General features: G+C 69.7%; 11 protein-coding genes. 3 read left to right on the plus strand and 8 right to left on the minus strand.

Annotated features, from left to right (window positions below):
- Window position 1 precedes the first annotated feature (1 nt).
- Window positions 2-1,126: a transaldolase gene (tal, locus tag QM841_RS13335; protein WP_283332355.1), complete on the minus strand. Its 1,125-nt coding sequence runs from the start codon at window positions 1,124-1,126 to the stop codon at window positions 2-4.
- A gap of 6 nt (window positions 1,127-1,132) precedes the next feature.
- The gene (gene tkt, locus QM841_RS13340) at window positions 1,133-3,241 is read right to left on the minus strand and encodes a transketolase (protein WP_283332356.1); all 2,109 of its coding nucleotides are present in this window, start codon (window positions 3,239-3,241) and stop codon (window positions 1,133-1,135) included.
- 216 nt (window positions 3,242-3,457) lie between these two features.
- Here tkt and QM841_RS13345 point away from each other — a divergent pair, with 216 nt between their 5' ends.
- Complete coding sequence (locus tag QM841_RS13345) at window positions 3,458-4,441, plus strand: heme o synthase (protein WP_280782156.1); 984 nt, start codon at window positions 3,458-3,460, stop codon at window positions 4,439-4,441.
- A gap of 59 nt (window positions 4,442-4,500) precedes the next feature.
- On the opposite strand, the gene QM841_RS13350 is transcribed toward QM841_RS13345, so the two are convergent.
- Window positions 4,501-5,466: a quinone oxidoreductase family protein gene (locus tag QM841_RS13350; protein ID WP_283332357.1), complete on the minus strand. Its 966-nt coding sequence runs from the start codon at window positions 5,464-5,466 to the stop codon at window positions 4,501-4,503.
- Between the two features lie 80 nt (window positions 5,467-5,546).
- Between QM841_RS13350 and QM841_RS13355 the strand changes: the two genes are divergently transcribed.
- Window positions 5,547-5,912, plus strand: coding sequence for a hypothetical protein (locus QM841_RS13355; RefSeq protein WP_005565772.1), 366 nt, complete (start codon window positions 5,547-5,549; stop codon window positions 5,910-5,912).
- Here the strand turns inward: QM841_RS13355 and QM841_RS13360 are convergent.
- The 5 genes from QM841_RS13360 to mptB form a co-directional block, all read right to left on the minus strand.
- A complete protein-coding gene (locus tag QM841_RS13360) occupies window positions 5,909-6,871 on the minus strand; it encodes a COX15/CtaA family protein (protein ID WP_283332358.1) in 963 nt (320 codons plus the stop codon). The two genes, QM841_RS13355 and QM841_RS13360, sit on opposite strands and share 4 nt — an antisense overlap.
- Before the next feature lie 69 nt (window positions 6,872-6,940).
- Window positions 6,941-8,386: a hypothetical protein gene (locus tag QM841_RS13365; protein WP_283332359.1), complete on the minus strand. Its 1,446-nt coding sequence runs from the start codon at window positions 8,384-8,386 to the stop codon at window positions 6,941-6,943.
- A complete protein-coding gene (locus tag QM841_RS13370; RefSeq protein ID WP_105418530.1) occupies window positions 8,383-9,183 on the minus strand; it encodes an ABC transporter permease in 801 nt (266 codons plus the stop codon). Before QM841_RS13370 ends, QM841_RS13365 begins: the two co-directional genes overlap by 4 nt.
- A complete protein-coding gene (locus QM841_RS13375; RefSeq protein ID WP_037203409.1) occupies window positions 9,180-10,124 on the minus strand; it encodes an ABC transporter ATP-binding protein in 945 nt (314 codons plus the stop codon). The genes QM841_RS13370 and QM841_RS13375 overlap by 4 nt, the downstream gene beginning before the upstream one ends.
- Before the next feature lie 6 nt (window positions 10,125-10,130).
- The gene (mptB, locus tag QM841_RS13380) at window positions 10,131-11,915 is read right to left on the minus strand and encodes a polyprenol phosphomannose-dependent alpha 1,6 mannosyltransferase MptB (RefSeq protein ID WP_502942667.1); all 1,785 of its coding nucleotides are present in this window, start codon (window positions 11,913-11,915) and stop codon (window positions 10,131-10,133) included.
- Window positions 11,916-12,047: 132 nt separating this feature from the next.
- On the opposite strand from mptB, the gene QM841_RS13385 reads away from it, so the two are divergent.
- A complete protein-coding gene (locus QM841_RS13385; RefSeq protein ID WP_280782152.1) occupies window positions 12,048-12,797 on the plus strand; it encodes a helix-turn-helix transcriptional regulator in 750 nt (249 codons plus the stop codon).
- Window positions 12,798-12,823: the final 26 nt, after the last annotated feature.

The following is a 12,823-nucleotide window of genomic DNA, read 5'->3' on the forward strand; positions in this document are numbered from 1 at the left end:
ATCAGCTCTTCTGCCCTGCTGCGCGCAACTGCTCCGCGGTGGCCTCCAGGAGCTCGGTCCAGGACACCTCGAACTTGTCGACGCCCTCGTCCTCGAGGACCTTGAACACGTCGGTGAGATCGATGCCGACGGCGCTGAGCTTGTCGAACACCTCCTGCGACTCGACCGCGGTGCCGGAGACGGTGTCGCCGGCGACCTCACCGTGATCGGCGAACGCGTCGAGGGTCTTCTCGGGCATCGTGTTCACGGTGTTCGGAGCCACCAGTTCGGAGACGTACAGGGTGTCGGGGTAGTCGGGGTTCTTGACTCCGGTCGACGCCCACAGCGGGCGCTGCGGGCGGGCACCGTCAGGCAGCAGACCCTGGAACCGCGGCTGCACCTCGAAGATCTGCTGGTACGCGGCGTACGCGAGGCGGGCGTTGGCGAGCGCCGCCTTGCCGCGCAGCGCGAGAGCGTCGGGGGTGCCGATCTTGTCGAGCCGCTTGTCGATCTCGGTGTCGACGCGGGAGACGAAGAACGAGGCCACCGAGTGGATGCGGGACAGGTCGTGACCGGCTGCCTTCGCGGCCTCGAGGCCGTCCAGGTAGGCGCCCATGACGAGTTCGTAGCGTTCCACGGAGAAGATCAGCGTGACGTTGACGCTGATGCCCTCGCCGAGCACCTTGGCGATGGCTGGGATACCGGCCTCGGTGGCCGGGATCTTGATGAACAGGTTGGGGCGGTCGACGATCTTCCACAGTTCGACGGCCTGCGCGACCGTCTTGTCGGCGTCGTGCGCGAGGCGCGGGTCGACCTCGATGGAGACCCGGCCGTCGACGCCGTGGCTTGCCTCGAACTGCGGGGCGAGGACGTCGCAGGCGGCGCGGACGTCGTCGGTGGTCACCGTGCGGATGGTGGCCTCGACGTCGGCACCGCGCTCGGCGAGCTCGCGGACCTGGGCGTCGTAGACGTGGCCCTTGCTCAGTGCGGCCTGGAAGATCGACGGGTTGGTGGTGACACCGACGACGGACTTGGTCGCGACGAGCTCGGCGAGGTTGCCGGACTCGATGCGGTCACGGGAGAGGTCGTCGAGCCACACCGACACGCCTGCTTCGGAGAGCTTCTGGAGGTTGGGGTTCTGAGTCATGGCGGTCTATCCCTTCACGCGTGCGAGTGAGCGCTGTGCGGCGGCGGTGACGGCTTCGGCGGTGAAACCGAACTCGCGGAACAGGGTCTTGTAGTCGGCGGACGCGCCGAAGTGCTCGATGGAGACGATTTCGCCTGCGTCGCCGACGAAGCGGTACCAGGGCATGGAGATGCCGGCTTCGACGGAGACCCGAGCCTTGACCGTCGGGGGGAGGACACCGTCGCGGTAGGCCTGGTCCTGGGCGTCGAACCATTCGACGCAGGGCATGGACACCACCCGGGTGGGGATGCCGTCGGCCTCGAGGGTCTCGCGGGCGGCGACGGCGAGCTGTAGCTCGGACCCGGTGCCGATCAGCACGACCTCCGGTGCCCCGGTGGAGGCGTCGGCGAGGACGTAGCCGCCGCGGGAGACACCCTCGTAGCTGGTGCCCTCGAGGACGGGCAGGTCCTGGCGGGTCAGGGCGAGGCCGGCGGGAGCGCGGGTGGCTTCGTCGGCGCCCTTCTCGAGGACGGCGCGCCAGGCGTGGGCGGTCTCGTTGGCGTCGCCGGGCCGCACGACGTACAGGCCGGGGATCGCGCGCAGCGCGGCGAGGTGCTCGATCGGCTGGTGGGTGGGCCCGTCCTCACCGAGTCCGATGGAGTCGTGCGTCCACACGTAGGTGACCGGGGTCTTCATGATCGCGGCGAGCCGCACGGCGGGACGCATGTAGTCGCTGAAGACGAGGAAGGTGCCGCCGTACGGGCGGGTCGGTCCGTGCAGCGCGATGCCGTTGAGGATCGAGCCCATGGCGTGTTCGCGGACCCCGAAGTGCAGGGTGCGGCCGTAGGGCTGGGCCGTCCACATCCGGGTGGAAATGGCCTCGGGACCGAAGGAGTCGGCGCCCTTGATGGTGGTGTTGTTGCTCTCGGCGAGGTCGGCGGAGCCGCCCCACAGTTCGGGGAGCACCGGTCCGACGGCGTTCAGAACGGCGGCGGACGCCTTGCGGGTCGCGACGCCCTTGGGATCCGGCTCCCAGGTGGGGAGCACGTCGGCCCAGCCGGCGGGAAGATCGCGGCCGATCAGACGGTCGAGGAGCTTCTTGCCCTCGGGGGCGCGCTGCGTCCACTCGTCGTACTGGGCCTGCCACTCCTTGTGTGCCTGCGCGCCGCGCTCGACGACCTTGCGGGTGTGGGCGATGACCTCCTCGGCGACCTCGAACGTCTTTTCCGGATCGAAGCCGAGAGCCTTCTTCACGGCCGCGACCTCGTCGGCACCGAGGGCGGCGCCGTGCGCCGCTCCCGTGTTCATCTTGGTCGGGGCGGGGAAGCCGATGATCGTGCGGAGCAGGATCAGCGACGGCTTGTCGGTGACCTCGCGGGCCTTGTTCAGGGCCTCTTCGATGGCGACGACGTTCTCGCCACCCTCGACGATCTGCACGTGCCAGCCGTACGCCTCGTAGCGGGCGGCGGTGTCCTCCGACAGCGCGATGGCGGTGTCGTCCTCGATGGAGATCTTGTTGTCGTCGTAGATCAGCGTGAGGTTGCCGAGCTGCTGCACTCCGGCGATGGAGGAGGCCTCGGAGGTGACGCCTTCCTCGATGTCGCCGTCGGAGGCGATGACGTAGATGTGGTGGTCGAACGGGCTGTCGCCGAGGGCGGGCTCGGGGTCGAAGAGGCCGCGCTCACGGCGGGCGGCCATCGCCATGCCCACCGCGGAGGCGAGGCCCTGACCGAGCGGTCCGGTGGTGATCTCGACACCGCGGGTGTGGCCGTGTTCGGGGTGGCCGGGGGTCTTCGAGCCCCAGGTGCGCAGCGCCTCCAGGTCGTCGAGTTCGAGACCGTAGCCGGCGAGGTACAGCTGGATGTAGAGGGTGAGGCTGGAGTGCCCGCAGGACAGCACGAACCGGTCGCGGCCGATCCAGTCGGCGTCGGTGGGATCGTGGCGCATGACGCGCTGGAAGAGGGTGTAGGCGAGGGGGGCCAGGCTCATGGCCGTGCCGGGGTGGCCGTTCCCGACCTTCTGCACCGCGTCCGCGGCGAGCACCCGGATGGTGTCGACGGCCTTGGTGTCCAGGTCGGTCCAGTCGGCGGGGTGAACCGGTTGCGTGAGGACGTGGATGTCGTCTGTGATCGACACGGGCAGAAGTCTCCTGACATGGGTGAACGTGGAGCCTGAGGATGCGTGGGCCTCTTGTGCGACTCCAGCCTAGTGTGCGGTCGTATCCGGGTCGATTCGGTTCGCGCATTGCGGCGGTCTACCATCGTTTGTAGTAGACGGCCGGCCGTCGCGAAGGACTTCGGGAGCAGTCGCCGGCATTCGGATGTGGAATTACGCGTGGTGCGAGGAGAGAACGTGCGGACAGGGCATCAGCCGAGCGGACACGGCTTCGGCAGCCCCAGCCCCGCCCCCCGCGCGACCGACACCGGTACGGTGCTGGGTCGCGTCACGGGCAAGGTCCTGGCCTACATCGCATTGACCAAGCCGCGGGTGATCGAGCTGCTGCTGGTCGCCACCATCCCCGCGATGCTGCTGGCGGACCGCGGCAACGTCGACATCGCGCTGATCCTCAGCACGCTGTTCGGCGGATGGATGGGCGCGGCGAGCGCGAACTCGCTCAACTGCGTCGTCGACGCCGACATCGACAAGGTCATGAAACGCACCGCCCGCCGGCCGCTGGCCCGCGACGCGGTGCCGACGTCCCACGCGTTCGTGTTCGGCATGACTCTCGGTGTCGCGTCGTTCCTGTGGCTGTGGTGGCGGGCCAACCTGCTCGCCGGCTGCCTGGTCGTCCTGACCATCGCGTTCTACGTGCTCGTGTACACGATGGTGCTCAAACGCCGGACCTGGCAGAACGTGGTCTGGGGCGGCGCCGCGGGCTGCATGCCCGTCATGGTCGGCTGGTCGGCGGTCACCGGGTCGCTGAGCTGGCAGCCCATCGTGCTGTTCCTGGTCATCTTCTTCTGGACGCCACCGCACACGTGGGCCCTCGCCATGCGGTACAAGGAGGACTACAAGGCGGCCGGTGTCCCGATGCTGCCGGTGATCGCCACCGAGGAGCACGTCACCAAGCAGATCCTGCTGTACAGCTGGGCGATGGTGATCACGTCCCTCGCGCTCGTCCCCGCCGCGGGCGTCGTCTATGCCGCCGTGACCCTCGTCGCGGGCGCCTGGTTCCTGCTGATGGCCCACCAGCTGTACCGCAGCGTCCGCGGCGGAGCGGCCGTGAAACCGCTCCGCCTGTTCCTGCAGTCCAACAACTATCTGGCCATCGTCTTCGTCGGTCTCGCCGTCGACTCCGTGCTCGGACTGCAGACCGTCGGCAGCCTGCTGAGCTGACCTTCCGCGTCAGGGCCTGAGTTGACGCTCCGCGTCAGGGCCTGAGTTGACGCTCCGCGTCAGGGCACCAGCACGATCGATCCCGTCGTCGCACGCGCCTCGAGGTCGCGGTGCGCGTCCTCGGCCCGCTCGAGCGGGTACTCCGCGCCCACCCGGACCGTCAGCGAACCGTCGGCCAGGGCGGAGAACACGTCTCCCGCCCGCCACGTCAGTTCCTCACGGTTGCGGATGTGGTGCGCGAGTGTCGGCCGGGTGAGGAACACCGAACCGGCCGGGTTCAGCCGTTGCGGATCGAACGGCGGCACCGGGCCACTGGCCGCACCGAACAACGCGACCGTCCCGCGGATCCGCACCGACGCGAGACTGGCCTCGAACGTGGACGCGCCGACACCGTCGTAGGCGGCTGCGACGCCTTCGCCGTCGGTCAGTTCACGCACCCGGGCGGCGACGTCGTCGTCGTATCGCAGCACCTCGTGTGCGCCGGCGTCACGGGACAATTGTTCCTTGGCGTCGGAGGACACGGTGGTGATCACCCGCGCGCCCAGCGTGGTCGCCATCTGGGTCAGCAGCAGACCGACTCCGCCCGCTCCGGCGTGGACGAGGACGGTGTCGCCGGACTGGATCGGGTAGGTCGAGTGGGCCAGGTAGTGGGCGGTCATTCCCTGCAGCAGAGCGGAAGCGGCCTGCGGGGCGGGCACGGAGTCGGGGACGGTGATCGCGGCCGCCGCGGGGACGACCACCTTCTCGGCGTAACTGCCGGGGGCGGAGCACCACGCCACCCGGTCACCGGGAGCGATACCGGTCACGTCGCCGCCGACGGCCTCCACGACTCCGGAGCCCTCGTCTCCGGGAATGTAGGGCAACGGCCGCGGGTACAGCCCCGTCCGGAAGTAGGTGTCGATGAAGTTGATGCCGATCGCCTCGGTGCGAACCAGAAGATCCGTCGCTCCGATCCGGGGTTCGGGAACCTCCGCCGGTTCGAGGACGTCGGGACCACCGAGACGGGAAACCTGTATAGCGCGCATGGATTCAGTTCTACACGGCGAGTGTCGCCGATCGGAGCCTGGCGGACACGACGCCGCTACCGCCCAGTATTCTCGGGGTCATGAGTACCGACACCCACGCGGATCAGGCGCCCGCGAGCCCGGCGCCCTCGCTGCCGTCCCACACGGTCGACGCGATCAAGAAGTTCGTGGCCGAGCACGGCGGTTCCGCCAGTGCCGTCATCCAGCCGATCGGACTCGCCGGCGTCCGCATCACGCTCGTCGGAGCCGACGGCATCCTCGGTGACCAGGTGGTCAAGGATCTCGCCACCGCGAACGCCGTCGTCGCATCCTTCGACGACGTCACCGTCTCGGAATGGGATCGCGCGATCACCAGCATCGTCACGCCCCGCAAGGGTCACTTCCAGAAGATGGCCGGCTGGGTCGCGCGGCAGACGCGGTTCCCGAAGGCGCGCAACGAGCGCTAGACGCTCGCGGTGTCCGGCTGCGTGACGAACTCGCGGGTGCGTCCCGCAGCCCATACCGCCGCGGTGGCCGCGGTGCACAGCCCGGCACCCGCGACATGGACTGCCACCAGGGCCGCGGGAACGTCCGTGAAGAACTGGACGAGTCCGACCAGCGCCTGCGCCACCACCAGTGCGAGCAGAACCTGCACGCGGATCTTCACCGCGCGGGTGGCGCCCACGGCGTACAGGCCGAAGCACAGGCCGACCAGCAACGCCAGGTAGCCCACCAGCAGCTGGGCATGCAGGTGCACGAGCGTGACGATCTCCACCTCGAGGCGCGGAACCACGCGGTCGAGACTCTTGTCTCCCGCGTGCGGTCCGGCGCCCGTGACCAGCGTTCCGGCGGCGAGCACCCCGGCCAGCGCGACACCCGACAGCGCGGTGAGCCACCGCAGCGGGGCGGGGATCACGTCGATCGCCGGCGCGTCGTCGGGTTCGCAGATCTTCGCGTACATCACGGTCGCCAGCCACACCATCGCCATCGACGCGAGCAGGTGTACCGCCACCGTCCACCACAGCAGTCCGGTGAGCACCGTGACACCGCCGATGACGGCCTGCACGACGGTGCCGAGAGGCATCATCCACGCGTAGACGAGGACCTCTCGACGACGGCGGGCGCGGGTGACCGCGAGAACGATCAGAGCCGCGGCCACGACGACGACGAACGTGAGCAACCGGTTGCCGAACTCGACCGCCTGATGGACGACGGCGACCTCGCCGTGCCCGACCGGCACGAAACTGCCCGGGAAGCACTGCGGCCAGGTGGGGCACCCGAGGCCGGACGCGGTCACCCGCACGACGGCCCCGGTGACGGCGATACCGCCCTGCGTGAGGATCACCGCGAACGCGATGACACGCTGCACGGTCAGCGACGGAAGGGGGAGACGGTCTACCAGGCTCAGAAACCCGCGATACAGCACGACGTCGATGGTAGAGGGCCGTCAACTACAGCGTGTCGTTGGGCCGGTGGCGGCGCGCTCGACTCCGTGCTACTCGCCGCGAATCCGCAGGATGCCGGTGACCGTGCCCTGCCAGAAGTCGCCGGTGTCGGTGACGAGTCCGGACATCTGCAGTGTGTCGTTGACCGCGGTGCCGGGGAGTGGGCTGGTGTGCTCGACCGAACCGTCCGCCGGATCGATCACCGCGAACGAGAAGCCGTCCAGGGGCGTGGTGACGTCGAACCCGTGACGGATCACGGTGTACAGCAACCCGTCACCGGTCGAGAGATGGGGTACCGCCGCGCTGCGGACGTCGTTGCTCCACACCTGGTGGCAGCCGATCGGGTCGATGTCGACACGGGTCATGCCGCCGGTGAACGGGGCGTTCGTCGGCACCGCCGGGCCCGCGCCGTCCGGAACCGCGGGATACGGGTAGCCGTACGTCCCCGCGACATACACCGAATTGGCTATACCGATCGGCGAGTTCTCGCTGCCGCCCGGGCTGCCGAGCACCGGAAGGGAGCAGATCTCGTCACCGGAATCGGCGCGGAAGACCCGAAGACTCACCTGCGGGTCGGCGTTGTCGACGATCGCGACGAAATCGCTGCCGGTCGACGGTCCGAAGTAGGTGGGGGTGGATCCGGTGCCGTGGCTGAGTTGCCCCGGCTTACGGTCCGGGCCGCGGTCGTAGTCGCGCCGCCAGTCCACCCGCACCGCCCCGTCGCGGAGCGTGAACTGGTACAGGGCATGCGTCGTCGCGACCGCGGTGCCGGCGGGCGAGGTGGAGATGCTGTTCTGGACCTGTTCGCCCGCGGCCAACGGCAGAGCATGCGCGACGCCGGCGCGATCCACGGCTCCGACGACACCGCCACCCGTGGCGAACCAGACGTTGCCCTGCCAGTCCGGTGTCAGTCCGGTCACGTTGTCACCCGGCGGAACACTGCCGGACAGGTCGACGCGCGAGTCGACGGTGATCCGCCAGCGGCCTTCGGGATCCTGCGAATGTCCGAGGCGCAGTAGCTGACGGTTGCCGTCCACCACGACCAGCCGGTTGTCGTTGTCGAGGAATGCGTACACGCCGCCCAGGAGGCTGCCCTTCGCCAGCGCGAACGTGGCGAGCGAGCTGCCGAACGGGGCCGCGGGGGCGGCGGGGTCGATGAGGTGAACGGTCGGGACCTGGCCGGCCACGGACGTGCACAAGGCGACGACGAGCCGGTCGGAACCCTGCAGGAGGGTCGGGCACGCCGACACCAGCGGGTACGCGGACAGGGTGAGCGGGCCGGTGCCGGGACCGGGCAGCGGAGTGACGTCGGTGGACCCCGCGTCGCCGTGCATCGTGGACGTGCCGGCGGGTCCGAGGAACGGATTCGGCGCGGCGGGCGGACCCCACTGCGGTGCGGCGCCCGCGGGCAGCGTGCCGCAGCCGAGGACGGCGAGCAGGACTGCCAGAACGGTGCCGACGGTGCGGGCGCGCCCGGCTGCGGGACGGCGGATCACGTGAATCGGAACGTCCGGGCCGCCAGGGCTCCCGCGGCCGCACCCCAGACGACGAGGACCACGACGCTGAGCAGATCCACCGACCCCGACAGTGCGGCGTCGAGCGCGTGCGCGAGCGCACCGGACGGGATCAGCCGGGCCCCGGTGTGGAGGAGCCAGGGCAGCTCGCCGGTGGCGAACACCACGCTGCCGACGCCGACCATGACGAACCACAGGATGTTGGCCAGCGCGAGGACGATGTCGGCGCGGAGGGTGCCGCCGAGCAGCAGTCCCATCGCCGCGAACGTCACGGTGCCCAGGGCGATGATCACGGCGCCGAGAACCAGTCCCCACGCACTCGGACGCCAGCCGAGCGCCAGCCCGATCGAACCGAGGAGCACCGACTGCAGGGCGACGACGATGACCACGGCGGCGCTCTTCCCGGCGATGATTCCCCACGTCGGCAGGGGGGTGGCGCCGAGCCGCTTGAGCGCCCCGTACCGGCGGTCGAAGCCGACCGCGATGGCCTGGCCGGTGAACGCGGTGGACATCACCGCCACCATCATGACGGCGGGGACCACCTTGTCGACCCGCGACGTTCCGAGGTCGCCGATGGGCAGCAGACACAGGCCGATCAGCAGTGTGATCGGGATGAACATGGTCAGCAGCAGCTGTTCGCCGTTGCGCAGGAGCAGTTTGAGTTCGAGCGCGGTCTGGGCCCGCAACATGACCGCCGCGCCACTCGGGCGGGGGTCGGGCGCGAACGTGCCCGGGGCGAAACGATTCTCCGTCAGACGGTCGCTGGTGCTCATCGTCATCCCCTCAGTTCCCGGCCGGTGAGTTCGAGGAAGACGTCCTCGAGGCTGCGCTGGTCGACGCGGATATCGCTGATCAGGGCATCCAGATCGGCGCACCACGACGCGACCGACGCCACCACCTTCGGATCGATCGGCCCTTCGACGAGGTAGGTGCCCGGTCCGGACTCGGCCACCCGGAAACCGTCGGGGAGGGCTCTCGCGAGGGGCTCGGTGTCCAGACCGGCGGGCGCGCTGAGCCGCAACTGGCCCTCGGCGCCGCGGCTGGTGACCTCGGCGGGCGTGCCCGCCGCGACGATCGACCCGTGGTCGATGATGACGAGCCGGTCCGCGAGCTCCTCGGCCTCGTCCATCAGGTGCGTCGTCAGCAGCACACTGACGCCGTCGCGGCGCAGGGCGTCGATCAGTTCCCACACGAGCAGGCGGGCCTGGGCGTCGAGTCCGGCGGTGGGTTCGTCGAGGAAGACCAGTTCCGGCCTGCCGACCAGCGCGCAGGCCAGGGACAGGCGCTGCTGCTGCCCGCCCGACAGCCTGCGGTAGGGGGTGCGACGGGAATCCTCGAGTCCGAGGCTGCGCAGCAACCAGTCGGGGTCGAGGGGGTCGGCCGAGTAGGCGGCGACGAGGTCGAGCATTTCTCCGGCGCGGGAACCGGGGTAGGCGCCGCCGCCCTGGAGCATCACACCGATCCGGGCCCGGACGGCGCCGGCATCCGCGACGGGGTCGAGTCCGAGGACGCGGACGGTGCCGCTGTCCGGGCGGACGAAGCCCTCACACATTTCGACTGTGGTCGTCTTACCCGCGCCGTTGGGACCGAGCAACGCGACCACCTGTGCAGGTTCGACGGTGAGATCGAGTCCGTCGACGGCCCTCACACCGTCGAAGGTCTTCACCACGCCTTCCAGGCGTACAGCAGGTTGCGCCGATCCGGGCGTTCGCGAGGTCACGGGGAATCAGCGTAAGCCCTGGCCTGGTGTGACCCGGCCGGTGCCCCGGCTTTCCGCGTCGGCGTCGTCCCGGGGCGGATCCTGGGTGTCCGGCACGGTCGGCTGCTGCTCCGAACCGACCCGCCACGGCAGCCGGTTTCGGGTGATCACGATCAGCGTTCCGGCTGTGAAGATGGTGGCGATGGCGGCCTGCACGATGACGAACGGCTGGTACTCGCCGCCGTTCGGCATCAGGATGACGCTGACGATGGACGAGAAGACGATGGCGGGGACGCGGAACGCGGGTGCCGTGGCCCAGGCGGCGAGCGGCAGGACCGCCCACAGCAGATACCAGGGCTGCACCACGGGAAAGAGGAGGACGACCGCGCCGAGGGACAGCCCCAGCGCGCCGACCGCGTGGATGCGGCCGACGAGAGTGGCGACGAGCATCCGCAGTGTGATGAACGCCGCAGCGACGGCCGCGATCGGCCGGGTCAGGCTCAGCACCGCCGTCGTGTGGTCGCCGAGGCCCAGCAGGACCCCGGCCAGTCCGGTGCCCAGCCCGAGGAGCGTGGGGATGGACATCCAACTGCGGACCGCGTTCGCAGTGCCGAGGGTGTGTACCCAGCCGATGCCGAGTCCGCTGGACGTGCTGATGGCGAGGGTGACCACCAGGGCCACCCCGCCGAGCAGGGCGGCCGCGGTGAGCACCGCTTTCGGGGTTCCGCCCCATCTCCGGGCGAGCGCCATCCCGACGAATCCCAGTGCGAGGAGGGAGGGGATCTTGATCGTCGACGACAGGGCGATGAGTGCCGCCCCGGACAGCAGGAGGAGGAGAGATTGCCCGCGGATCGGCTCCGATCGTTCGACGGCCCGCAGCGCCAGCTCGATCCCGGCCAGCATGAGGCCGAGCATCAGAGCCTCGTTGTGAATTCCGGCGACCAGGTGGAACAGCAGCAGGGGGTTGGCGGCGCCCAGCCAGAGGGCGCTGACCTCGGCGACACCGCAGCGCCGCGCCAGCCGGGGGAGTGCCCACACGATCATCGCCACACCGGCGAGGGCCAGCAGCCGGTGCAGGAAGATCCCCGCGACGATGTTCTCGCCGGTCAGCCAGCTGATTCCACGCCCCATCCAGAGGAACAGCGGCCCGTACGGCGCCGGGGTGTCGCGCCAGATCGTCGGCACGGTCCGGGTCAGGACGTGATCGACCCCGAGCGCACCGGCGGGACCGATCGCGTAGGGATCGAGCCCGCGGGCCGCGATCTCGCTCTGAGCGAGGTACGAGTACACGTCCTTGCTGAACATCGGCGGCGCGACGGACAGCGGGATGATCCACAGCAGCAGGGTGCGGTCGAGCTGAGACCGGTTGAGGCGACGCACGGCCCCGGACTGCAGGCTGCCGATCGCGAAGCGCCCGAGGAGGAGCCACGCGAGCACGATCATCACGGTGCCGGTCATGGTGAGCGTCAATGCGACGCTGGGGATCCGGGCGGGAAGCCCGATGACGCGAAGCCCCTGGACCGGGTTCTGCAGTACCGGCTGGGCGCCTGCGCCCAGCGCACCCACCGCCATCAGGACGGTTCCGGTGGCGCCGAACCGGCGGATCCCGCGGAGCTGCGCGGTTTCCTGTTCGTTCAGCCCCGCGGTTTCCGGCTCGTCGCCGTGCAACGCGGCCGCCACCGAGGGGCGCGGGGAGCGGCCGTCGATGCCCAGCGCCCGGCGGGCGAGCTCGGCCGGATGTCGGAGAGCGGCGCGAGCCGTGAAGGTCGGCTCCGCGCGGGTCGGCTCCGGGTTCTCGGGGGTCTGCGGCACACAGGCAGCGTAGCGGTGCGCCGAACACAACCGGTTCGGCCAGTATTCCCGGGCCCGGGCGGCACATAATCACAGGTGTAAGGCAGGGCACCCTTAGTAGACCTGCGATCCGAATTCCGTCACACTGGTGTTGTGAAAACGGAAACGACACCACGTGCAACGAAGGAAAGCGCAGTTCACGCGCCTTCCTCGGCGGCGCCTGTCGGAACCGCGTCACCCGTCGCCGTCGGCCACGAAGGCCACACCCGCGCTGCCGTCGTGAAGCTCCTCCTCGAGGAGGGGCCGATCACCGCATCGGAAATCGGAACCCGCCTCGGCCTCAGTGCCGCCGGTGTCCGCCGGCACCTCGACGCACTCCTGGACTCCGGTGAGGCGCGCGAGGCGTCCTCCGTCGCCGTGCGTCACCGCGGACGAGGACGACCCGCCAAATACTTCCAGATCACCGCCAAGGGCCGCGGCAGGCTCGGACACGCGTACGACGACCTCGCCGGTGCGGCCATGCGTCAATTGCGGGAGGTCGGGGGAGACGCCGCGATCACCGATTTCGCTCGTCGCCGAGTCCAGGCGATCGTCGGAAACGTGACCCCGGCAGACGATCAGAGCGCCGAGGGCCTCGAAACCACCGCCGACGCCATCGCCGACGCGTTCACCACTGCGGGATTCGCGGCGTCGACGCGCCCGGTGGGCAACGGCGTGCAGATCTGCCAGCACCACTGCCCGGTCTCACACGTGGCCGAGGAGTTCCCGGAACTGTGCGAAGCCGAGCAGGAAGCGTTCGCCCAACTGCTCGGCACCCACGTCCAGCGGCTCGCGACCATCGCGAACGGCGACTGCGCATGCACCACCCACGTTCCACTCGTCCCCCCGTCCGGTCCCAAATAACAACGATTTCCCGATAGATCCCCTAG

The organism is Rhodococcus sp. IEGM 1307 (assembly GCF_030056915.1).
GTDB lineage: Bacteria > Actinomycetota > Actinomycetes > Mycobacteriales > Mycobacteriaceae > Rhodococcus_F > Rhodococcus_F opacus_D.

What these genes read in the sequence shown, in the direction of transcription:
- QM841_RS13370 (WP_105418530.1), bottom strand. Translation starts at nt 9,183, where the DNA reads ATGACGATGAGCACCAGCGACCGTCTGACGGAGAATCGTTTCGCCCCG.
- QM841_RS13350 (WP_283332357.1), bottom strand. Translation starts at nt 5,466, where the DNA reads ATGCGCGCTATACAGGTTTCCCGTCTCGGTGGTCCCGACGTCCTCGAA.
- tal (WP_283332355.1), bottom strand. Translation starts at nt 1,126, where the DNA reads ATGACTCAGAACCCCAACCTCCAGAAGCTCTCCGAAGCAGGCGTGTCG.
- QM841_RS13355 (WP_005565772.1), top strand. Translation starts at nt 5,547, where the DNA reads ATGAGTACCGACACCCACGCGGATCAGGCGCCCGCGAGCCCGGCGCCC.